This window comes from Blastococcus sp. HT6-4 (assembly GCF_039679125.1).
GTDB classification, from domain to species: Bacteria; Actinomycetota; Actinomycetes; order Mycobacteriales; family Geodermatophilaceae; genus Blastococcus; species Blastococcus montanus.
Genome location: NZ_CP155551.1, coordinates 177019 through 198335, shown reverse-complemented (window position 1 = coordinate 198335; position 21317 = coordinate 177019). Strand labels below are relative to the sequence as shown.

Genomic DNA, 21317 nt, shown 5'->3' with positions numbered 1-21317 from the left:
TCGGTCTGGTCGGTGCCGGCGTAGGTGTAGCTGTCGGTCGTCGTGGCGGGCTGGCGGGCTGGCGGGCTGGCGGGCTGGCGGGCTGGCGGGCTGGCGGGCTGGCGGGCTGGCGGGTGACCATCTGCTCCGCACCGCTGTACGTGGCCTGCCCGATGCCGTAGCCGGTGCCCTCGGTCTGGTTGCCCGAGCCGTCGTGGCTGTAGCTGGCGCTGGTGACCGGGTCGGCGGCGTTGACCGTGACGGTCTGGACCACGGCGCCGTCTCACCGATACTGATCACCTGTCGTGCACCCTCCTCCGCTGGCGTCCGCCGACGGCCGAACTCGGGAAGTCCCCTGACGTGGCCACCGCGTCGGACTGCGCTGGCAGGATGACGTCGATGCCCCCGACCCGCTGCCCCGGCCGATGACCGCCGTCCCGTCGCCCGTGCGCGAGCCCGCCTGGTCGCTGTCCCGGTCGGCAATCGGTCTGTGGGTCACCGAGAGCGTGATCAGCACCGTGTTCCTGTGGCTGGCCATCGGGGCCTTCCTGCTGTTCGTCCCGGCCGACGTCGGCGGGCCGATCCCGGTGCTGCGCTGGCTGCTGCCGCTGGCCGGCCTGGCCTACGCCGTCGTCGCGATCGGCATCCGCCCCTGGGTCAGGCACCGGATCTACCGCTGGGAGATCACCGCCGAGGCCGCCTACACGCGCACGGGGTGGCTGACCCAGACCTGGACCCTCGTGCCGATCTCCCGCATCCAGACCGTCGACGTCACCCGCGGCGTGCTGCAGCAGATGTTCGGCCTGGCCTCCGTCGCGGTCCTCACCGCCTCCAGCCAGGGAACCGTGCACATCGCGCACCTCGACCACGACGTCGCCCAGCGCGTGGCCGGCGACCTCGCCCACCGCGCCGAGCTGGTCCGCGACCAGGCGACGTGACCGCGCCCCCGCCCATCGCCGCTCCCCCGGCGGCGCGCCGCACGTCGTTCCGGGTGGTGCTGGTGCACACCCTCACCTTCCGGCAGGCCCGGCAGTTCGTCCCCGTCCTCATCCCGATTGCGGCCGCGACCGGTTTCGGCGGCGGGACGGCGACGATCGTCGCGCTCGTCGTCGCGATCACCCTGTTCTCCCTGGCCATGGCGGCCGTCTCCTGGTGGCGGTTCGGCTACGCCGACGGGCCGGCCGCGGTGGTCGTCACCCGCGGGCTGCTGACCCGCTCGGTGCGCACCGTGCCCAACGACCGCATCCGCGGCGTCGAGGTCGAGGCGCCGCTGCTCCACCGGGTCCTCGGCCTTGTCCGGGTCCGCATCGACGCCGCCGCGGGCGCGGCCGGTGAGGACGAGGAACTGGTCATCGACGGCGTCCCGCCCGCCGAGGGCGACCGCCTCCGCGTCGCCGTCCTCACCCACCGGCGCGCCCCCGAGCCGGCTCCCGAGGCGGCCGGGGGCGCCGCACCGGCGGAGGAGGAGCTCTCCCGCTGGAGCAACCGCTGGCTGCTCTACGCCCCCCTCGTCGGCAGCTACCTCGCGCTGCCGCTGGCCGGCATCGCGGCCCTCTTCCGGCTCGGCGACGAGCTGCCCGACGACCTTCTCGACCGGGTCCCCGACGTCGAGTTCCCGGCGGGCTGGGTGCTCGCCGCCGTCGCCGTGGGAGCACTGCTGCTCGTCGTCGCCGGCTCGGTCGTGGGTGCCGCCGTCGTCAACTGGGGGTTCCGGCTCACCCGGCGCGGCGGTTCGCTGGTCGCCGTGCGCGGCCTGCTCACCCGCCGGCACACCGAGCTGGAGATCGACCGCGTCCGGGGCGTGACCGTCTCGGAGGGCCTCGGCATGCGCCTGGTCGGCGCGGCGCGGGCCAGCGCGCTGGTCACCGGCCTGGGCGCCGTCGAGCGGCGAGGGCAGCTGCTCCCGCTCGGGCCCCGGGACGAGGCCTGGTCGCTGACCCGTCGCCTCGTCGCCGACCCCGGCCCCCTCCGGCGCCATCCCACGGGGGCGCTCCGCCGCCGCATGGTGCGGGCGCTGGGGATCGGGCTGGTGGTCACCGCCGCCGGGGTGGTGCTCCTGGCCACGGTCGGGCGCTGGGACCTCCTGGTGGCCGGCGTCGTGCTCACCGTCCTGGGCGTGCCGATCGCCCGGGGGCTCTACGCCGCGCTCGGGCACGCGGTCGGGCCCCGGTCGTTCAGTGTCCGGCGCGGCTGGGTGGTGCGCGAGCAGGTCGTCCTCGAGCAGCGCGCCGTCGTCGGCTGGCAGGTCCGGCAGTCGCCGTTCCAGCGGCGGGCCGGGCTGGCCACGGTCACCGCCTGCGTGGGCGCCGGCAGCGGCGGCTACGCCGCCGTGGACATGGCCGCCGGCGACGCCGCCGCCTTCGCGCTCGCCGCCTCCGAGCCCTGGGCCGGCGCCCTCCTCCCGCCGGAGCGCTGACCCGCCGCCGCGCGTGCCCGACGGCGACCGGACGGCGCCCGCGCGGAGGTGAGGTGAACCTTTCCTTTCCCGCGCTTGTCGATCACGGCGCCGGGTAGCTGGCGGAACGATGTCGTCTCGGACAGCTCACCCCGCGAGGCCACCGGCCGGTCGGCCCAGGCCGCCGGTCTCCTTGCCCAGGCCACCGGTCTCCTTGCCCAGGCCGACGCGGCCGGCCAGCGCGGCCGCCTCCACCCGGGTCGCGACGTCCAGCCGGCGCAGCAGGTGCGCGACCAGCCGCTTCGTCGTCCGCTCCGAGACGTGCAGCGTCGTAGCGATGTCCACCGTGCTGGTGCCGTCGGCGATCAGCCGCCACAGCCGCCGCTCGTCGGCGGTCAGCTGGTCGGCGATGCTCTGCCTCCCGGTCGGGGTCGCGTCGTCCAGCAACTGGCGCAGCACCGCCTCCGGCAGCACCGACCACCCGTCCAGGACGGCGAGCAGCGGCCGCACCAGCGCCTCCGGGTCCGCGGTCTTGGGCAGGAAGCCCGCCGCGCCCGCCCGCAGCGCCTCGATCGCCGCGTCCGCCTCGGCCAGCCCCGACAGCGCCACGACCCGCACCAGCGGATCGGCGCGCCGGATCGCCGCGATCGCCCTGGTGCCCCCGGGCGGCGGCATGTGCAGGTCGACGATCGCGACGTCGGCGTGGTGCCGGCGCACCAGCGCCGCGGCGGCCGACGCGTCGTCCGTCGTCCCCACGACCCGGACCCGGCCCTCGCTGAGCCCGGGCAGCAGCAGGCTCAACCCACGCGTGAACAGCGGGTGGTCGTCGACGACGACCACGTCCACCGGCGGCCTGCGGTCAGCAGCGGTCGCGTCGTCGGTCTCGCCCACATCGCTCCTGACGGTCGGTGCGTCTCCCGGCGCTCCCTGGCCGGACCCCCGAGGAGGTGCCCGTGACCCTGGCTGCCGACACGCAGGCGTCGACGTGTAGCCGCGGACTGCTCAACGATCTCGCCCGCGTGCTGCGGGCGCATCTCCCGCGCCCGCGCCGGGCGAGAGCCGCCGAGGACGCACCCAGCCCCGAGGACGCCGTCGTCCGGGCGCTCTGCCACGACATGCGCAGCCCGCTGGCCTCCCTGGAAGCGGTGCTGGGCTCGCTGGACCGCGCCCCCGGCCACGCCGCCGAACTGCTCGAGCTCGCCCGGGCCCAGACCGCGCACCTGTCCTCGATGCTGCGGACGGCCGACGCGACCGGAGGGGCGCTGCGCCGCTCCGCGGGCACCCGCCGTCTCGGCGAGGTGGTCCAGGCCTCGCTGGCGGCCTCCGGGCTGCCCCGGTCGCAGCTGACCCTGGAGATGAGCGAGGAGGCCACCGACATCGGGGTCGCCGACGCCCGCGTGCAGCGCATCCTGATCAACCTCTTCGAGAACGCCCACCGCCACGGGCGTGGCGCGCCGGTTCGGCTCCGGGTGGAGCCGAGACGCGGCTGGGTGGACCTGGCGCTCACCCAGCCCGGCGTCCCCGTCAACCGGGTGGTCCAGCACCTGCGCACGACCCGCCCCCCGACGGACCTCACCGGCCTGGGGCTCTGGTCGGTGCAGCGGCAGACCCGGGAGCTGGGCGGCCGGTTGCTCTGGGCCGAGCACGGGGGCGACTTCACGCTCACCGTCCAGCTCCCCGACCGCTGAGCGGAGGTTGGCACCGGCGGGCCACCGGTCGGCACCGGTGGGCCACCCGGCGCGGGCAGATCCCCTGTGTCACCGCGATCGCGGGACAGCGACAGACGCAGAGGAGACACCGTGTTCACGCACACCCAGGCGCTGCAGTACGAGGCCAAGCCCGACGGCCCGGACCCGGACTTCGCGCGCAAGCTCCAGGAGGTCCTCGGCGGTCAGTGGGGCGAGATGACGGTCGCCACCCAGTACCTGCTGCAGGGCTGGAACTGCCGGCTGCCCGGCAAGTACAAGGACATGCTCCTCTCGATCGGCACCGAGGAGCTCGCCCACGTCGAGATCCTCGTGACGATGATCGACCGGCTGCTCGACCACATGCCGCTCAAGCCCGACGCGTCGGACCGCACCAAGGAGGCGGCGGCGGGCTACGGCCAGCACAACCCGCAGCACCCGCTCACCAACGGCGGCGGCGCGTCCTACATGGACAGCATGGGCAACCCCTGGACCGGCGCCTACGTGACCGCCAGCGGCAACCTGATGGCCGACTTCCACTACAACGCCACCGCCGAGATGCAGGGGCGGCTGCAGGTCGCGCGGCTCTACAACATGACCGACGACCCGGGCGTCAAGGAGACCCTGAAGTTCCTCATCGCCCGTGACCACATGCACCAGATGCAGTGGCTCGCCGCCATCGAGGAGCTCAAGGCCGACGGTCTCGAGGGCATCCCGGTGCCCGAGGCCTTCCCGATCGAGGAGGAGCCGGGCGACGCCGGTTTCGCCTTCATCCTCGCCTCCGACGGCCCCGAGGCGGCCGCCGGTCGCTGGGCCCACGGCCCGACCCCGGACGGCCGCGGCGAGTTCACCGCCCGGCCGATCGAGGCCGCCGCCGACGCCCCGCAGCTGCCGCCGGGCGACCCGCGCCTGTTCCCGACGCCGCAGATGCCGGGCCAGTCGATGCTGCAGAAGGCCAAGGACCTGCTCACCTGAGGTCCGGCCCCACCTCGCCTGCGCCGTCGCCGTGCCGGCGGCCCGCCCTTCCGGGGTGCGGCCGCCGGCCCGGCGGGCCACCCCTCCAGGAGGTCCTGCCGTGCACCCCCACCTGCGCCTGCCGCGCCTGCCGATCCCGGTCCTGCTGCTCTCGCTGGTCCACCTCGCCGCGATCGCCGTCGCGGTGACCGCGCCCGGCCAGCACGCCGTCGCCGGCCTCGTGGTCCTCGGCGGCCTCGCGGCCCGCTGGTTCGCCCACGCCCGACGCACCGGCCGCGCCGCCCGCCCCGTCCAGGTCCAGGTCGTGGCGGCCGCGACCACCGTGGACGCCGTCCTGGCGCCGGAGCCGGATACCGCCCCGGCCCACGCCGCCGCGGCCTGAGCGGCGGTCCCGACGGCCGGTGTCGCCTCGGGGTACCGGGTGCCGCGCCGCAGCGCGGTCCGGCGACTCCACCGCGACACCGACCCCGAGACGCACAGGGCGCGCGCCCCCGGGCGGGGACGCGCGCCCCGGCGCCGGCCGGAGGTCAGGCCTCCTCGAACAGCTCGCCGGGGTTGCCCAGCGCCCACACCTCCGGCGAGGCACCCGAGGTGGTGGCGACCAGCAGCCCGCCGTCGCCGTCGGCCATCACGTCGGCTCCGGTGAGGACCCGGACGGACGGCACGGGGATCGCGCGCCAGCGCTTCGCGTCCGCGGAGAGCCAGACGACGGCGCCCTGCTGCCCGCGTGCGACCCGGGTGCCGGCAGCTGCGTAGCCGCCGTCGATCACACGGATGGTCCCGAAGGACTCTCCCCGCTCCCCGAGCGTGCTGGCCTCGAAGACGACACCGTCCGTGGTGCGCCACACGGTCGCCCGGTTCCCACTGGTGCCCTGGACGATCGTGGTGTCACCGTCGGTGGAGCAAGAGCTCAGCGAGCCGAACTCCGAGCCGAACGCCGTGCCGTCGAGACGCTCCCAGTGCCCGCCGGTGCGCTTCCACGCCACCGGCCGGTCCTGTGCGCCCTCGTTGTACTCCCCGACCACGAGCAGATCGCCATCGGGCAGCGCGCAGGCACCGGCCGCCCAGCTCTCGGCGCCCGGCCCCGTCGCGGCGAACGGGCCGTCCGCCCGGCTCCAGGTCACGCCGTCGCTCGAGGTCCAGACCGCGGCCGTGTCCGGATCGGTCGAGCTGAAGGAGCGCCGCACGGTGCCGAGGGCGGCCCAGGTGCCGTCGGCGTACGTGACCGCGGACAGCGACTCCGTCTCCGGCGATGCGAGACCCTCCACGGGGGTCAGCGGGCCACCCGGCACGGCGCGGTGCCAGCCGACGAGGTCGACGGTCGTGCCGTCCTCGCCCTCCCACACCTGGGCGCCGAGCAGCACCGAGCCGCCGTCGGGCGTGCTGGCGGCCGCGACGTCGGAGAGGTCGGCCGTCTCGGCCGGATCCCACGGCCGCTCGACGAGGGCGTGGCCCTCGAACGCGTAGTTGGCCAGCTGACCGGTCTGCGCCCAGCCACCGCTCCCGCGCAGCTCCACCACCGGACGGCGTCCGATGAGGGCGGGTGCGCCGGCCGGGTCCAGGAACGAGGTGAACTGCATGCCGTAGTCGAGCGTGCCCACCTCGGTCAGCTGATTGCGCCAGCGGCCCTCGGTGGACAACTCACCCACCCGGCCGAGGTTGCGGCCGGACTGCGCGAGCAGCAACGAGCCGTCGTCGTTCAGCGCCGCTTCGGCCCCTGCCCCGGGGAACTTCCAGTCCGGCGAGTCGCCGAGAACGGTCCAGGTACCGGCCGGATCGCGCTGCAGCACGCCGAACCGGAGCACCGCCGTCACCACGATCGGCGCCACGACCCGATCCCCGGAGACGGCCGGGGCGTCGAGCCAGGAGTGATCCCCGGGCGCGACGGAGAGACCGTCCCTGTCCCCGTCGAGCGCCGGCAGCGGCTCGGCCGTCCACGCCGCGCCGTCCGACGAGGACCAGGCGGCCGGGGTGGCGACCCCGTCGCCACCCCACAGGTATCCGGTGACGACGAAGCCGCCGGAGCTGGCCACGACACCGGTCGGCTCCGCCGGCCCCTCGGCGGGTCCGAGCTCGGCCGTCCAGGACGCACCACCGTCGGTGGAGCGGTAGACGACGGCCTCCCCGGACTGCCCGGGCTCCTCGGCGGACGCGACCGCGACCACGGTGTCGCCGAGGACGGCCGCACCGCGGAACCCGGCGAACTCGCGGCCCCCGGGGACTGCGGGCAGGGCCAGCAGTCCGGCGTCCCCGCCGAGAGAGAGGGCGACCGGCTGGTCGTCCGAGTCCATCCCCACCACGACCGGCGATCCGTCGACCACCACCGCGGCCCCGGGCCGCAGGGCCCGGTCGGCCGCGTCGTCCGGCAGTTCGACGTCCGCCCAGGTGCGGCGGTCGTCGGAGCGGACGACGTACGGGCTGACCGGCCGACCGGCCTGCCAGCTGGTGCCGCCGATCCACGTCGTCGACCCGTCGGACACCGCGAAAGCGGTCTCGCTCTCCTGGTCGTCGGGCAGTGGCAGCTCATCCCAGCGCCAGCCGTCCCCGCCGTCGTCGGTCCAGGCGCGGGCGGAGGCGGGTTCGCCAGGATCCCCACCCGAACCGGCGACCAGCGCGGGCAGGTCCCCCGACCGGCCCAGAGCGGCGGTGAACACCACTCGCGGGCCGACGACCTGGGAGGACTCGGGCATGGACACCTGGGTCCACGTGGCCCGCGAGTCGAGGGTGGACTCGGCGGCCCCGTCGTCACCGCACGCGGCGAGAGTGAAGGACAGCAGGGCGGCGGTGATCACGGGGACCGGCCGGCGCCCCGGAACTGCTCGGTGCACGAATCGCTCCTTGGGAAGACGTAGCCCCGCCTTCGTCCGGTCCGAGCCCGCAGTTGATGGTGCCGTGGTCCGCCCTCACCCGTTGGGGTTCCGGAACGGTTCGGTGCACTCGTGGAACGCAGGAGGCGCGCCCCGACAGGACGCGCGCCTCGGCGCCGATCCCACCCCGGCCTGCGCGGCCAGGGAGGCCTCCTGGTGGGTGACGGCCTTCTCGGCGCCGATGCCGGTGAAGGCACGCACCTCGAGCTCCGCCCACTTCTCCTCGTTCGGTTTCTCCTTGGTGAGGACGGTGCCCAGGTACCCGAGGAGGAACGACGCCGGGATCGACACCAGGCCCGGGTCGCGCAGCGGGAACCAGGCGAAGTCGACCGTCGGGATCATCGACGTCTCGGCGCCGGAGACCACCGGGGAGAAGATGATCAGGCCGACGCAGATGATCGGCCCGCCACAGCGTGTAGAGGATCGTCGGCAGGTTCGCCGAGGCGGCCACCGCGAAGGCCAGCGCCACGAGGAAGGCGATGTTCAGCCCGGCGCGCAGCGCCAGGATGCCCAGCCCGATCGCCACCGCGCCGATGACGACGGCGGTGATCCGGGCGACCTCGACCTCACCGTTCGGCGGGACGTCGCCCTTCTTGATCACCGAGGCGTAGACGTCGTGGGCGAACGACGCCGACGCGGTGATCGCCAGGCCGGCCACCACCGCGGGGATCCCGGTGACCTCGCCCGGCCGGCACGCCGTCGCCGGCCTCGTGGTCCTCGGCGGTTTCGCGGCCCGCTGGGCCGTCCGCCTGAACGCGCGAGGCGCGCGCCCCCGTGTGGGGACGCGCGCCACGCGACGGCGGGAGCGGTCCTTCGTCAGTGGGACCGCGGCTCCTGCGGCGGCTCCCCCGGCCTCCCCTCGTGGATCACCTCGTCCAGGTGGCCTTCGGCGTGCGCCGCGACGAGCCGGCTCTTGCCGGGGTAGCGGATCTCCTCCACCAGCTCCTGCATCACCGGCGACGGCTTCGTGGTGAACTGCGACACCACGATGGTGACCACGAAGTTGATCAGCATGCCGATCGTGCCGAAGCCGGTCTCGGGGATGCCGAACAGGCCGTCGCTGTTGCCGTAGATGTCGATCGTCCACAGCATGTACGCGACGGTGGTGCCGAGACCGGCTGCAAGGCCGGCGGTCGCTCCGGCTGCCGTGGTCTTCTTCCAGAAGATCCCGAGCACGAGGATCGGGAAGAAGCTGGCACAGGCCAGGCCGAAGGCGAGCGCCACCACCTGGGCCACGAAGCCGGGCGGGTTGATGCCCAGGTAGCCGGCCACGAGGATGGCCGCCCCCATCGCGATCCGGCCCACCAGAAGCTGGCGGGCCTCGGTGGCCTGCGGGTTGACCCGCTTGTAGTACACGTCGTTGGCCACCGACGACGAGATGACCAGGAGCAGGCCGGACGCCGTGGACAGCGCCGCGGCCAGCGCGCCGGCCGCCACCAGCCCGACCACCGGCGCCGGCAGACCGGCGATCTCCGGCGTCGCGAGAACGATGATGTCGTTGTTGATCACCAGCTCGCCGGTCTCGGGGCCGTAGTCGATGACCCCGTCCCCGTCGACGTCGGTCACCTCGATCAGCCCGACGTCGGCCCAGGTGTTGAACCACCCCGGCGTCTCGCCGATCGGCGTGCCCGCGATCTGGTCGATGAAGTTCAGCTTGCTGAACGCGCCCACCGCCGGGGCCGAGGTGTAGAGCAGGGCGATGAAGAACAGCGCCCACAGCGCCGAGTACCGGGCGGCACGCACGCTCTTGGCGGTGTAGAAGCGGACGATCACGTGCGGGAGGCCGGCGGTCCCGAACATCAGTGCCGCGGTGATCAGCACCATGTTCAGCATGGTGGTCTGCGTGAAGGCCTCGGTGTACGCGGCGAAGCCGAGGTCCTCCTGCAGCCCGTCGAGCTCGCCGAGGATCTCGCCGAACCCGATCTGCGGCACGGGGTTCCCGGTGATCTGCACGGAGATCGCCACCACGGGGATGAGGTAGGCGACGATCAGGACGGAGTACTGGGCGACCTGCGTCCAGGTGATCCCCTTCATGCCGCCGAGCACGGCGTAGAAGAAGACGATCACCATGCCGATGACCACACCGGCCGTGGTGCCGACCCCGAGGAACCGCTGGAAGACCAGGCCGACGCCGGCCATCTGCCCGGCGACGTAGACGAACGAGACGACGATCGCCGCGACGACCGCAACCAGGCGGGCGGTCTCGGAGTACCGGTCACCGACGAAGTCCGGGATCGTGTACTTGCCGAACTTCCGCAGGTAGGGCGCCAGCAGGAGGGCCAGCAGCACGTAGCCGCCGGTCCAGCCCATCAGGTAGACGGAGCCGGCGTAGCCGTTCCCGGCGAACGCGACGATGCCCGCCATCGAGATGAACGACGCGGCGCTCATCCAGTCCGCCGCGATCGCGGCGCCGTTGGCCGGCGCCGGGATACCGCCACCGGCGACGTAGAAGCCGGACGTGGTGGACACCCGGCTGGCGTAGGCGATGTAGATGTAGATGCCGAACGTGATGACGACGAAGACGAGCGTCCACACCTGGATGTCGCTCATGAGTGGTGGACCTCCTCCTCGTACTCGTCGATGCCGAACTCGGCGTCGAGCTTGTCCATCCGCCAGACGTAGACGGCGATGAGGACGACGAAGGTGACGATGGACCCCTGCTGGGCGAACCAGAAGCCGAGGGGGAAGCCGAGGATCTCGACGCTGTTCAGCGGCTCGACGAAGAGGATCCCCGCGCCGAACGACACCAGTGCCCAGATGACGAGCAGCACGCTCATCAGGCGGAGATTCCTCCGCCAGTAGTCCTTGCGCTGTGTAGCGTCCACCCGCTCCTCCAGAGGTCACAGCGTGTGCGTCAGGTCACACACGCGCGGAAAGAGAACCAGACCAGTCGGGTGGGGTCAATCAATGGAGTGGCAACTGCAACGGGGTCGTGATCGTCGATGGAGCACCGGGCGGACCCGCCGCTGACGGGCTGTCGGGATGGCGCCGCAGGACCTAGAGTCCTGTCCTCATGGCGATGAGTGCACGGCAGTCGGGGCGCCGCGACCGACGCCGCAGCCCCGGGAGCAGGCGTCTGCTCGGCGCCGCGCTCATGGTGCTCTTCGGCGCCTTCCTCCCCTGGGTGGCCACCGCCGCGGGCAACGTCTCGGGCGTCCGGGGCGCCGGGCTGTGGACCATGTACGCGGCGGTGCTCGGCATCGCCGGGGCGATCATCCGCTCCCAGGTCCTCGCCGCCGTGCACGCGGCGGTCCTGGCCGTGGTGGCCCTCGCCCTCCCGCTGTGGCAGGTGCTGCACCTCGCGAACCTCGTGGGCTTCTCGGGCTGGGCGCCCGGCCCGGGCCTGGTCCTGACCGTCGGCGGCGGGGTCCTGGCCGGGTCCGCCGCGGTCTCGTTGTTCCGCGCCTCACGGGGAGCTCTCCCGACGGACTGACCCGTCACCGGCGCACGATGTTGCGCCGCCCGTAACCGCGTCGGAACCGGCCGGCCCTGCAATGGCGCATGGCCCTGTTCAGTGCTTCCTCCGCCGCCTCGCCGACGGGCTGGTTCCCGGTCGCCCCCGCCGCCCAGGTCGGGACGACGCCGGTGCCGGTGGGCGCCGACGGGCGGGCGTACGTCATCGTCCGGCTGCGGCCCGGCGGCGAGGTGACGGCGTTCCCCGCCCGGTGCCCCCACCGGGCCGTCCCCCTCGCCGCGGCCACCGTCGTCGACGGCCGGCTGGAGTGCGCGCGGCACGGCTGGCGGTTCGACGCCGACGGCCGCTGCACCACGGCGCCCTCCCTCGGGCCGGCGGGCACCCCACCGCCGCGCGCCGACCTGCCGCTCCCGTGGGCGGTGGAGGAGCGGCACGGCTGGGTCTGGCTCGCGCCGGAGCGGACCACGGCCGCCGTGCCGGCCCGCCCGGCGCAGCCGCCGCGCCCCGAGCCGGCACCACCCGCTCCCGAGCCGGCCGGGCCGGTCTTCGGCAACCTCGACCCCTCCCTCGCGCACGCCTGGCACCCGGTAGCCCTCTCCGCGGAGCTGCGCCCGGGCGGCTGGCTGCAGGTCCGGCTGCTGGGATGCACCTGGACGCTGCGGCGGGACGGGCAGGAGCTGGTCGTCGACCCGCCGGCCTCGGGCGTCCGCGAGCGGCGGGGCGTGGTGGAGCTCGCACCGCGGGAGCCGGCCGACGTCCCCCTCGACCTGCCCGAGGCCGCGGACCGCCGGTTCCTCTCCCGCTGGCTCGTCCCCCGCCGCACCTCCGCGCCGGCGGCGGTCGTCGCCGACCTGCTGCTGGACGTCGCCCGGCTGCCGTTCGTGCACGGGGACACCGGCGCCGCCGACCACCCCGAGGTGCCGCCCTACGAGGTCACACCGGAGGCCGGCGGCTTCACCAGCACGCAGGAGCAGTGGTGCGACGACCCGCTGGACCCGGAGGTCGTCCTCGGCGGGCGGCCGCTGCGCCAGCGCAGGAGGGTCACCTACGTCCACCGGGCGCCGTTCCGGCTGCGCATCCGCCGTGACCAGCTCGACTCCGGGGCGACGACGACGACGCTCACGCTCCTGCAGCCCGAGGACCTCGACTCGACCCGCGTGCTGACCCGGATCCTGCTGTCCGCCGGCCCCGGTCGGCCGCTGCCCTCCCCGGCGCTGCTCGCCGACCACGCCGCCGCGGAGCAGCGGGCGCTCGACGCCGATCTGGCCCTGCTCGCCGGGACGGCACCGTCCGGGCTGCCCCTGGACCGGCGCGACGAGCTGCACCTGCCGGCCGACCGGCTGGGTGTCGCGCTCCGGGACGCCCTGTGCGACTTCCGGATGGCCGGGCGGTCGCGCGCGGCGGCCTGACCGGCTCACTCCACGGGCAGCTCGGCCCCGCACCGGGGGCAGCGGGCGGGCGGATCCTCGTCCGCGAGACCGCCGCACTCGGGGCAGACCCGGCGCAGCCAGCAGGCGGGGTCGCCGCCCTCGTCGGGCGGGGTGCTGGGCGGATCGGTACCGGCCACGTCCACCTCCCGAATGCGACAACTTGGTTGCGGTCCGGCCGGCGGTGTAGCGGTGCGCCTCTGCCGGGTAGGCCAGGGACGTCGAACGCCCCGCCGGAAGGACCAGCATGCCGCGCCGCTCGCTCACGCACCCGTTCGCCGCCGCCACCGTCGCCGCGGCGCTGTCGCTCACCGCCTGCGGGGTGGGAGAGAACCTGAACGACGAGTCGGCCAACCCGGCCCAGGAGCCCGGCCTGGAGGTCGACGGCGGGAACGCCGGGCCCGAGGAGTTCGTCACCGAGGACGTCAGCGTCGTCGACGTGGAGCTGCCCTACCCGTCCGACGAGATCTACAGCACCGGCGAGGACGCCCCGCTCACCTTCACGCTGACCAACAGCGGCTCCGAGCCCGTGGCGCTCGAGGAGATCACCGGCGACGACTTCGCCGAGGCGGTGTTCCTGTCCCCCTCCGGCGAGGAGATGACCGCCTCGGCCGTGGAGGTCGACGGCAACGACAACCTCTACGTCGGCGCGATGGACATGCCCACCGTGCTCCTCACCGATCTCGACCGGGACCTCCGGTCCTCGCAGTCGATCCCGGTCACCTTCTCCTTCGCCAACGGCCAGGAGGTGACCATCGAGGCGATGGTCGCCGCCGAGCCCACCGGCGGCGTCGGTGGGGACGTGCCGGAGCCGGACGAGGACCCCAGCCCCGACAACTGATCCTCCCGGGGGAGGACCACCGGATCATCCCGAGGGGCGACGAGACCGGCCGCCGCGCTCCCTAGGCTCGCTGCCATGGAGAGGTCTGCCGACGCCGAGGGCCTGGTCCCCTGGCTGCGGGACCGACCGTTCGTCGTCGACGCCGGGCTGGCCGCGCTCATCGGCCTGGTCACCGTCGTCCTGCCCGCCGGCGCCTACTGGCCGGGCGAGGCGGCGGCGTTCGTCGTCGGCGTGCTGCTCGTGGCGCCGTTGGCGTGGCGGCGCCGGGCGCCGGTCCACGCCGCGGCGGCCGTCGTCGCGGCCGGCCTGCTCGAACTGGTCGTCGTCGACCAGTTCCTCGCCGCCAACTACGCGGCCCTGGTGATGGTCTACTCGCTGGCCGGCTACGCCCCGCGCTGGGCGAGCCAGGCCGGGCTGGGCATCGGCCTGGCCGGCGCGGTCCTCGCCGCCGTGCGGTACTTCGGAGAGACCCTCGCCTACAGCACGATCCTCACCGCGGGCGCGATCGGCGTCTCGGTGGTCGCCGCATGGGCGCTGGGCGACCTCCGGCGGGCACGGCTCCAGCGGTTCGCCGCACTCGAGGAGCGCGCGCAGCTGCTGGAGCTCGAGCGCGACCAGGAGATGCGGCTGGCCGCGACCGCCGAGCGCGCCCGCATCGCCCGCGAGATGCACGACGTCGTCGCCCATTCGCTGTCGGTCGTCATCGCGCAGGCCGACGGCGGCCGCTACGCCGGGAAGGCCGACCCGCAGGCGGCCACCGACGCGCTGGAGGCGATCGCGGCGACCGGCCGGCAGGCGCTGACCGACATGCGCGCCCTGCTCGGCGTGCTCCGCGACGGCGGCGGCGAGGAGTACGCACCGCAGCCGGACGTCGACGCGATCCCCGCCCTCGTCGAGGACGTGCGGGCCAGCGGCTTGGACGTCGACCTCATCGTGGAGGGGACGCCCCGGCCGCTGCCGGCCGGCCCCCAGCTGGCCGCCTACCGGATCGTGCAGGAGTCGCTCACCAACGTGCTCAAGCACGCCGGCCCCGCCGGGCGGGCGTGGGTGCGCCTGCAGTGGCGGCCCGACGCGCTGGAGCTGTCCGTGCTCGACGACGGCCGCGGCGCCTCGGCAGCGGTGACCGGCTCCGACGGCAAGGGCCAGGGCCTGCGCGGGATGCGCGAGCGGGCGCAGCTGCACGGCGGCCGGCTCGACGCCGGTCCGCGGCACGGTGGCGGGTTCGGCGTGCACGCGGCGCTGCCCTACCGTTCGGTCCGATGAGCGAGCGGATCCGGGTCGTCCTCGTGGACGACCAGCAGATGGTGCGGGCGGGCTTCCGCATGGTGATCGACTCGCAGCCCGACCTCACGGTCGTGGGCGAGGTCGGCGACGGCGCGGCGGCGGTGGAGCTGCTGGCGCGCACACCCGCCGACGTCGTCCTCATGGACATCCGCATGCCCGGTACCGATGGCATCGAGGCCACCCGGCAGGTGACCGAGCTGCCCGAGCCACCGCGGGTGCTCGTCCTGACCACCTTCGACCTCGACGAGTACGTGATGGCCGCCATCGGGGCGGGCGCCAGCGGTTTCCTGCTCAAGGACGCCGCCCCCGAGGACATGCTGGACGCCATCCGCACCGTGCACGCCGGCGACTCGGTCATCGCGGCCAGCTCCACCCGCCGGCTGCTGCAGCACGTCGCCCCGATGCTGCGTGGCGGGGGGCCGGTCGTGCCGGCCGGTGAGGCGGATCCGGGCCTGGCCGCGCTCACCCAGCGCGAGCGCGAGGTGCTGGAGCAGATGGCCTACGGCGCGACCAACGGCGAGATCGCCGCGCACTTCTTCGTGAGCGAGGCGACCGTCAAGACGCACGTCGGGCGAGTGCTGGCCAAGACCGGCTCCCGCGACCGGGTCCAGGCCGTCGTCCTGGCCTACCGCACCGGGCTGGTCGCCCCGGCGGACCTGCTCCGCAACGCGTAGGGGGGCCCCGGGTCCCCCACACGGGGCCCTTCCGGCACCGCACGTCCTCCCTGGGGATGACACCGGAGATCGTCCTGCGCTCCGACGCGGGACGACGCCTCGCGGCGAGAACGTGATCAGCGTCGTCGTACCCGACCTCGGAGGCATCCAGTGTCCGTCCCCGTCATGACCGTCCCCGGTGAGCCACCGGCGTCCTTCGCCGCAGCCGCCGTCCGCGCCACCGGCCTGCGCAAGACCTACGGGAGCGGCGAGACCGCCGTGCACGCGCTCGCCGGCGTCGACGTCACCTTCGCCCGCGGCGAGTTCACCGCGATCATGGGCCCCTCGGGCAGCGGGAAGTCCACGCTGATGCACTGCCTGGCGGGGCTCGACACCGCCACGGCCGGGCAGGTGTGGCTGGGCGACACCGAGCTGACCCGCCTCCGGGACGACCAGCTCACCACGCTGCGCCGGCAGCGGATCGGGTTCGTCTTCCAGGCGTTCAACCTGCTGCCGGTGCTGCCCGCGCGAGAGAACATCGTGCTGCCGATGCAGCTGGCCGGGCAGCGCCCCGACCCCGTCTGGTTCGACGACGTCGTCGCACGGCTGGGGCTGCGCGAGCGGCTGGGCCACCGCCCGCACGAGCTCTCCGGCGGCCAGCAGCAGCGGGTGGCCATCGCCCGCGCCCTGCTCGCGCGCCCCGACGTCGTCTTCGCCGACGAGCCCACCGGCAACCTCGACTCCCGCAGCGGCGCCGAGGTGCTCGGCCTGCTGCGCTCCAGCGTGAAGGAGACCGGCCAGACCGTCGTCATGGTCACCCACGATGCCTCGGCCGCCGCCTACGCCGACCGCGTGGTGCTGCTGGCCGACGGACGGCTCGCCGGCGAGCTCACCGACCCGACCGTGGCCTCCGTGCTCGACGCGCTCCGCGGCCTGGGGGCCTGAACCGTGCGCGCAGTGACGCTGGCGAGCATCCGGGCGCACCTGCCCCGCCTGATCGCCTCCACCCTCGCGATCGTCATCGCCGTGGGCTTCGTGGTCGCCACCCTGGTGCTCAACGAGACCACCCGCGCCACCGTGCTGAAGGCGGCCGGCGCCCAGTACGTGGACACCGCCGTGGTCGTCACCTCCGGCAGCGGTACCGGGCTGGCCGGGCACGTGGACACCCTCACCGGGCTGGGCGGCGTGCAGGCCGTCGACCCGACCTGGCAGACCTCCGTGCAGGCAGTCACCCCCGGGCGCACCGGCGCCCAGTACCTGCTGGTGGAGTCGGTGGCCGCCGACCCGCAGCTGCGCTGGCAGCAGCTCGCCGACGGCGCACTGCCCGTACGGCCGGGCGAGATCGCGGTCAGCGAGCGCGTCGGTGCCGCGGTCGGCGACGTCGTCCCCGTCACCAGCTTCGACGCCGAGGGCACCGAGATCACCACGGACACCACCGTGACCGGCGTGGTCGACCTGGGCGGGGACCCCACCGCCGGGATCTACGGCAAGGCCTACGTCGTCGCCGACCAGGCCCGCGCCTGGGGCGCGATCGAGCCGACCGAGCTGCGGATCGCCGGGACCGCCGACGCCGAGGTGCTGGCCGGCGAGGTGCGCGCGGCCCTGTCCGACGCCGACGTCACGGTCCGCACCGGCACGGAGCAGGCCGAGGAGTCCGTGGCGGCCATGACCGGCGACGCCACCTGGCTGACCACCGCGCTGCTGGTGTTCGCCACCATCGCCGTCGTCGTCGCCGGGCTGGTCATCGCCAACACGTTCGCCGTCCTGCTGGCCCAGCGCACCCGCGACCTGGCGCTGCTGCGCTGCGTCGGCGCCACCGCCCGGCAGGTGCGCCGCAGCGTGCTCGGCGAGGCCCTGCTCACCGGGCTGGCCGCCTCCGTGGTCGGCGTGCTCGCCGGCATCGGGCTCTCCGCCGCCGTCTCCGCGGTGGTGTCGGGGATCGACTCCCCCGTCCCGCTCTCCGGGGTGTCGGTGCCGCTGTACGCCGTGCTGGTCGGCCTCGCCGTCGGCACGGCGACCACGCTGATCGCCGCGCTGGCCCCGGCCCGCGCCGCCACCCGGGTAGCCCCGCTCGCCGCGCTGCGGCCCACCGACCCGGCGCCGCTGCGCTCCCGCGGGGGCGTCGCCCGGCTGGTCGCCGGGTTGCTGCTCGCCGTCCCCGGCGTCGGGCTCATGGCCCTGGGCGTGGTGACCGCGCAGATCCTCGTCTCGCTGGCCGGCGGGGTGCTCAGCGCGCTGGGCCTGCTGCTGCTCGCGCAGCGGGCCGTGCCACCGATCGTGGCCGCTGCGGGCCGGCTCCTCGGCCGGTTCGGCGGGCTCCCGGCGCGGCTGGCCACCGGGAACGCCACCCGCAACCCCCGCCGGACGGCGGCCACCGCCACCGCGCTGCTCATCGGTGTCACCCTGACCACCGCGATGGTGGTGGGCGCGAGCTCGACCCGGGCGACCGCCCAGGCCGGCCTCGCCGCGGCCTACCCGACCGACGTGGTCGTCAGCGGCTCGGGCGACGAGCTGACCAGCTCCCTGCAGGGGCAGCTGGCATCGGTGGACGGCGTCGTCGCCACCACCGCGCTGACCGGGGCCGAGCTCACCGGGCCGGGCGACACCCCCACCCTGGCCGGCGGCGTCGACGCGGCGGAGGCGCTGCCCGTGCTGCGCTCGACGGCCGACACGACGCTGCCCGAGCCGGGGCAGGTGATGCTCGACGGCTGGAGCGCCGAGTACTGGGGGGTCCAGGCCGGCGACCCGGTGACCCTGACCGCCGGCGACCGGTCCCGCACGCTGACCGTGGTGGCCGGCGAGACCGACTACCCGCTGCTGGCGGCCACCGACCTGGAGGCGCTGGTGCCCGGAGCGCCGGTGGACACCATGTGGGTGCGGCTGGCCGACACCGCCGACCAGACGGCGGCGATCGACGAGATCACCGACCTGGCCGGCAACGCGCTGCCCGCCTCGTTCGTCACCGGGCTGGCCAGCGAGCGGGCCGCGATCGACGAGGTGGTCGACGTCCTGCTGCTGGTGGTCACCGGGCTGCTCGGCGTGGCGGTGCTCATCGCGCTCATCGGCGTCGGCAACACCCTGGCGCTGTCGGTGGTCGAACGGCGGCAGGAGAGCGGCCTGCTGCGTGCGCTGGGCCTGACCCGCGGCCAGCTGCGCGCGCTGCTGGCATGGGAGGCGGTGCTCGTCGCCGGCGTGGCCGCGGTGCTGGGCGTGCTGGTCGGCGGCGCCTACGGGCTGGTCGGGGCCGCCTCGGCGCTGGGCGAGATGGGCGAGGTGGTGATCAGCGTGCCGTGGCTGCAGGTCGGCGCGATCGTGCTGGTCGCGACGGTGGCCGGGCTGCTCGCCTCCGTGCTGCCGGCCCGCCGGGCGGCGCGGACCCCACCGGTGGCCGCCATCGCCGGCTGACCCGGCGATGATCAGGTGATGATCAGGTGACCTGATCGTGCAGCGTCCTCCCTCAGCGCCCACCGTGAGGGAGGACGCTCCACGCTGAGGTCGGACAGACGTCGCTCGCTTCACAGCCGCCATCCATCTCGGGCTGGGATGCTGGGACCGTGCCGTCCCCCCTCGCTCGTCGCGCCGCCCTGACCGCCGCCGCTCTCGCCGGTCCCGTCGGCTGGCTGACCGCGGCCGCGTGGGGTCTGCCGACCGCCCTGGGCGCCCACCGCCGCCGGCTCCGTCCCATCGTGGCCGGCTCGCCGCAGTTCTCCGAGGGCAAGTTCCACAACCGGATGCCGACGCCGGCGCTGTCCCCCGCGAACACCCGCGACGGGCTGCTGCGGCAGTGGCACGAGGAGCGGCACGTCGGGCTGCCGGGCGGACCCATCCCGCTGGCGCAGGCCGAGCTGCCGGACGACGCCGCCGACCTCGCGGTCACCTGGTTCGGGCACGCCAGTGCGCTGCTCGAGGTCGACGGTCAGCGCGTCCTGGTCGATCCCGTGTGGGGCCACCGGGTCTCGCCGTCGCCGGTGTTCGGCCCGACCCGCCTGCACGAGCCCCCGATGGCCCTCGAGGACCTCCCCCCGGTCGACGCCGTCCTCATCTCCCACGACCACTACGACCACCTCGACCTGCCCACCGTCCGGACGCTGCTCGCCACGCAGACGGCGCCCTTCGTCGTCCCCCTGGGCATCGGCGAGCACCTGCGCAAGTGGCGCGTGCCGGAGGCGCGCATCGTCGAGCTGGACTGGGAGGAGACCCACACGGTCGGCGGGCTGGCCCTCACCTGCACCGAGGCACGGCACTTCTCCGGCCGCTACTTCCACCGCGACACCACCCTGTGGGCGTCCTGGGCGATCACCGGGCCCCGGCACCGGGTCTTCTTCGGGGGCGACACCGGGTACACACCGGCGTTCGCGGGGATCGGCGCGCGGTTCGGCCCGTTCGACCTGACGCTGCTGCCGATCGGGGCGTACAACGACGCCTGGCACGCCATCCACATGGACCCCGAGGAGGCGATGCGCGCGCACGGCGACCTCGGCGGGCGGGTGCTGCTGCCGATCCACTGGGCCACGTTCAACCTGGCCTTCCACCGCTGGGCCGAGCCCGTGCAGCGCCTGCTGACCGCCGCCGAGCGGACCGGCGCACACGTCGTCGTCCCGCAGCCGGGGGAACGCATCGACGTCCTCGACCCGCCGGCGGTGCACGACTGGTGGACGGCGGTGGGCTCCACGGCCGAGCCGCACGAGGGCGCCGGGGTCGGCTCCTCGGTGCTCGCGCGGACGGTGACCCGGTTGCTGTCCCTGCTGCCGGGCTGAACTCGCGGGTCGTCGCGGGTGGTGGCGGTCGTCCTCCCTCACCCCGCGGCGTCCTCCCTCACCGCCGACCACGAGGGAGGACGCGCCATGATCAGGTCACCTGATCCCCGCGGCGCTCAGCGCAGGAGCTTGGACATCCGTCGGTCGGCCAGCGGCTTGCCGCCGGTCTGGCAGGTGGGGCAGTACTGCAGCGAGGTGCCGGCGAAGCTCACCTCGCGGACGGTGTCGCCACACACCGGACACGGCAGGCCGGTGCGGGCGTGCACCCGCAGCCCCGACCGCTTCTCGCCCTTCATCGTCGCCGCCTGCTGACCGACCTGGCGGTCCAGCGCGTCGGTGAGGGTCGACCGCATCGCGTCGAAGAGACGGACCAGTTCGTCGTCGTTCAGCTTGTCGGCCGACTTGAACGGCGACAGGCGCGCGGCGTGCAGGATCTCGTCGGAGTAGGCGTTGCCGATGCCGGCGAGCAGCGTCTGGTCGGTGAGCGCCCCTTTGAGCTGCCCGCTGCGGCCGGCCATCAGCCGGGCGAACGTCTCCCGGTCGAGGGCCAGTGCGTCCGGCCCGAGCCGCGCGATGCCCGGCACCTCGGCCGGGGAACGGACGACGTGGACGGCCAACCCCTTGCGGGTGCCCTGCTCGGTGAGGTCGAAGCCGTTCCCGTCGTCGAGGTGGACGCGCAGCGCCAGCGGCCCCTTGCCCGGCTTGGGCGGGGCGGCGGGCAGCCCGGTGCGCCAGTGCAGCCAGCCCGCCCGCGCCAGGTGGACGACGAGGTGCACCCCGGAGACGTCGAGGTCGAGGAACTTGCCGTGCCGGCCCGCGCCGGTGATCTCCAGGCCGGTGAGCGCCGACAGCGGCGGGTCGAAGGTCTTGATCGCCTGGACGGCGGCCAGGTCGGCGCGCGCCAGCACGTGGCCGACGGCGCTCTCCCGGAGGAACGCCGCCAGCGCCTCCACCTCGGGCAACTCGGGCACCCGACCATGATCGCGCGGATCCGCACGTCCCGCCGTCCCCCGACCGGTGCCTCGTGCACGAACCGCAC

At 74.6% G+C, this 21317-nt stretch carries 20 protein-coding genes and 1 pseudogene; 13 read left to right on the top strand and 8 right to left on the bottom strand.

Annotated features, from left to right (window positions below; translation table 11 throughout):
• The first annotated feature begins 404 nt into the window (after positions 1-404).
• Both ABDB74_RS00945 and ABDB74_RS00940 read left to right on the top strand, forming a co-directional pair.
• Positions 405-917, top strand: a complete 513-nt coding sequence (locus tag ABDB74_RS00945) for a PH domain-containing protein (RefSeq protein WP_346621073.1) — start codon at positions 405-407, stop codon at positions 915-917.
• Positions 914-2395 carry a PH domain-containing protein gene (locus ABDB74_RS00940; RefSeq protein WP_346621071.1) on the top strand — a complete coding sequence of 494 codons (1482 nt, stop codon included), beginning with the start codon at positions 914-916 and terminating at the stop codon, positions 2393-2395. Before ABDB74_RS00945 ends, ABDB74_RS00940 begins: the two co-directional genes overlap by 4 nt.
• Before the next feature lie 126 nt (positions 2396-2521).
• Here the strand turns inward: ABDB74_RS00940 and ABDB74_RS00935 are convergent, their stop codons facing one another.
• Positions 2522-3265 carry a response regulator transcription factor gene (locus ABDB74_RS00935; protein WP_346621070.1) on the bottom strand — a complete coding sequence of 248 codons (744 nt, stop codon included), beginning with the start codon at positions 3263-3265 and terminating at the stop codon, positions 2522-2524.
• A 62-nt stretch (positions 3266-3327) separates the two neighbouring features.
• Here ABDB74_RS00935 and ABDB74_RS00930 point away from each other — a divergent pair, with 62 nt between their 5' ends.
• From ABDB74_RS00930 to ABDB74_RS00920, 3 genes are all read left to right on the top strand, one after another.
• Entirely contained in the window at positions 3328-4062 is a 735-nt protein-coding gene (locus tag ABDB74_RS00930) for an ATP-binding protein (protein WP_346621069.1), read from the top strand.
• A gap of 111 nt (positions 4063-4173) precedes the next feature.
• Complete coding sequence (locus tag ABDB74_RS00925; protein ID WP_346621068.1) at positions 4174-5034, top strand: manganese catalase family protein; 861 nt, start codon at positions 4174-4176, stop codon at positions 5032-5034.
• A gap of 100 nt (positions 5035-5134) precedes the next feature.
• Entirely contained in the window at positions 5135-5416 is a 282-nt protein-coding gene (locus ABDB74_RS00920) for a hypothetical protein (RefSeq protein ID WP_346621066.1), read from the top strand.
• A 145-nt stretch (positions 5417-5561) separates the two neighbouring features.
• On the opposite strand, the gene ABDB74_RS00915 is transcribed toward ABDB74_RS00920, so the two are convergent.
• From ABDB74_RS00915 to ABDB74_RS00895, 5 genes and pseudogenes are all read right to left on the bottom strand, one after another.
• A complete protein-coding gene (locus ABDB74_RS00915) occupies positions 5562-7862 on the bottom strand; it encodes a hypothetical protein (RefSeq protein ID WP_346621065.1) in 2301 nt (766 codons plus the stop codon).
• Between the two features lie 75 nt (positions 7863-7937).
• On the bottom strand, positions 7938-8267 hold the full coding sequence (locus ABDB74_RS00910) for a hypothetical protein (RefSeq protein WP_346623929.1): 330 nt from the start codon (positions 8265-8267) through the stop codon (positions 7938-7940).
• A 100-nt stretch (positions 8268-8367) separates the two neighbouring features.
• Positions 8368-8559, bottom strand: a pseudogene (locus ABDB74_RS00905) (sodium:solute symporter family transporter); the annotation flags it as partial.
• A 158-nt stretch (positions 8560-8717) separates the two neighbouring features.
• Positions 8718-10451 carry a sodium:solute symporter family protein gene (locus ABDB74_RS00900; protein ID WP_346621063.1) on the bottom strand — a complete coding sequence of 578 codons (1734 nt, stop codon included), beginning with the start codon at positions 10449-10451 and terminating at the stop codon, positions 8718-8720.
• Complete coding sequence (locus tag ABDB74_RS00895) at positions 10448-10726, bottom strand: DUF4212 domain-containing protein (protein WP_346621062.1); 279 nt, start codon at positions 10724-10726, stop codon at positions 10448-10450. Before ABDB74_RS00895 ends, ABDB74_RS00900 begins: the two co-directional genes overlap by 4 nt.
• Before the next feature lie 194 nt (positions 10727-10920).
• Here ABDB74_RS00895 and ABDB74_RS00890 point away from each other — a divergent pair, with 194 nt between their 5' ends.
• Together ABDB74_RS00890 and ABDB74_RS00885 are read left to right on the top strand one after the other, a co-directional pair.
• Entirely contained in the window at positions 10921-11334 is a 414-nt protein-coding gene (locus ABDB74_RS00890) for a hypothetical protein (protein WP_346621061.1), read from the top strand.
• A 68-nt stretch (positions 11335-11402) separates the two neighbouring features.
• Positions 11403-12725 (top strand): Rieske 2Fe-2S domain-containing protein, encoded by a 1323-nt coding sequence (locus ABDB74_RS00885; RefSeq protein ID WP_346621060.1) that lies wholly within the window; start codon positions 11403-11405, stop codon positions 12723-12725.
• A 5-nt stretch (positions 12726-12730) separates the two neighbouring features.
• Here ABDB74_RS00885 and ABDB74_RS00880 read toward each other — a convergent pair whose 3' ends face one another.
• On the bottom strand, positions 12731-12883 hold the full coding sequence (locus ABDB74_RS00880; protein ID WP_346621058.1) for a hypothetical protein: 153 nt from the start codon (positions 12881-12883) through the stop codon (positions 12731-12733).
• 107 nt (positions 12884-12990) lie between these two features.
• Here ABDB74_RS00880 and ABDB74_RS00875 point away from each other — a divergent pair, with 107 nt between their 5' ends.
• The 6 genes from ABDB74_RS00875 to ABDB74_RS00850 all read left to right on the top strand — a co-directional run bounded on the left by ABDB74_RS00875 (position 12991) and on the right by ABDB74_RS00850 (position 20278).
• Positions 12991-13584, top strand: coding sequence for a hypothetical protein (locus ABDB74_RS00875; protein WP_346621056.1), 594 nt, complete (start codon positions 12991-12993; stop codon positions 13582-13584).
• Positions 13585-13659: 75 nt separating this feature from the next.
• Positions 13660-14847, top strand: a complete 1188-nt coding sequence (locus ABDB74_RS00870) for a sensor histidine kinase (protein ID WP_346621054.1) — start codon at positions 13660-13662, stop codon at positions 14845-14847.
• Positions 14844-15542 (top strand): response regulator transcription factor, encoded by a 699-nt coding sequence (locus ABDB74_RS00865; RefSeq protein ID WP_346621053.1) that lies wholly within the window; start codon positions 14844-14846, stop codon positions 15540-15542. The genes ABDB74_RS00870 and ABDB74_RS00865 overlap by 4 nt, the downstream gene beginning before the upstream one ends.
• Positions 15543-15707: 165 nt before the next feature.
• Complete coding sequence (locus tag ABDB74_RS00860) at positions 15708-16466, top strand: ABC transporter ATP-binding protein (protein WP_346623825.1); 759 nt, start codon at positions 15708-15710, stop codon at positions 16464-16466.
• Positions 16467-16478: 12 nt separating this feature from the next.
• Entirely contained in the window at positions 16479-18926 is a 2448-nt protein-coding gene (locus tag ABDB74_RS00855) for an FtsX-like permease family protein (RefSeq protein WP_346621051.1), read from the top strand.
• A gap of 149 nt (positions 18927-19075) precedes the next feature.
• Positions 19076-20278, top strand: a complete 1203-nt coding sequence (locus ABDB74_RS00850; RefSeq protein ID WP_346621050.1) for an MBL fold metallo-hydrolase — start codon at positions 19076-19078, stop codon at positions 20276-20278.
• 116 nt (positions 20279-20394) lie between these two features.
• On the opposite strand, the gene ABDB74_RS00845 is transcribed toward ABDB74_RS00850, so the two are convergent.
• Entirely contained in the window at positions 20395-21249 is an 855-nt protein-coding gene (locus ABDB74_RS00845) for a DNA-formamidopyrimidine glycosylase family protein (protein ID WP_346621048.1), read from the bottom strand.
• Positions 21250-21317 lie beyond the last annotated feature (68 nt).

Excerpts from the sequence above, each read along its gene's own strand:
- ABDB74_RS00870 (WP_346621054.1), top strand. The coding sequence starts at position 13,660 with ATGGAGAGGTCTGCCGACGCCGAGGGCCTGGTCCCCTGGCTGCGGGAC.
- ABDB74_RS00865 (WP_346621053.1), top strand. The coding sequence starts at position 14,844 with ATGAGCGAGCGGATCCGGGTCGTCCTCGTGGACGACCAGCAGATGGTG.
- ABDB74_RS00945 (WP_346621073.1), top strand. The coding sequence starts at position 405 with ATGACCGCCGTCCCGTCGCCCGTGCGCGAGCCCGCCTGGTCGCTGTCC.
- ABDB74_RS00885 (WP_346621060.1), top strand. The coding sequence starts at position 11,403 with ATGGCCCTGTTCAGTGCTTCCTCCGCCGCCTCGCCGACGGGCTGGTTC.
- ABDB74_RS00860 (WP_346623825.1), top strand. The coding sequence starts at position 15,708 with ATGACCGTCCCCGGTGAGCCACCGGCGTCCTTCGCCGCAGCCGCCGTC.
- ABDB74_RS00875 (WP_346621056.1), top strand. The coding sequence starts at position 12,991 with ATGCCGCGCCGCTCGCTCACGCACCCGTTCGCCGCCGCCACCGTCGCC.
- ABDB74_RS00890 (WP_346621061.1), top strand. The coding sequence starts at position 10,921 with ATGAGTGCACGGCAGTCGGGGCGCCGCGACCGACGCCGCAGCCCCGGG.
- ABDB74_RS00900 (WP_346621063.1), bottom strand. The coding sequence starts at position 10,451 with ATGAGCGACATCCAGGTGTGGACGCTCGTCTTCGTCGTCATCACGTTC.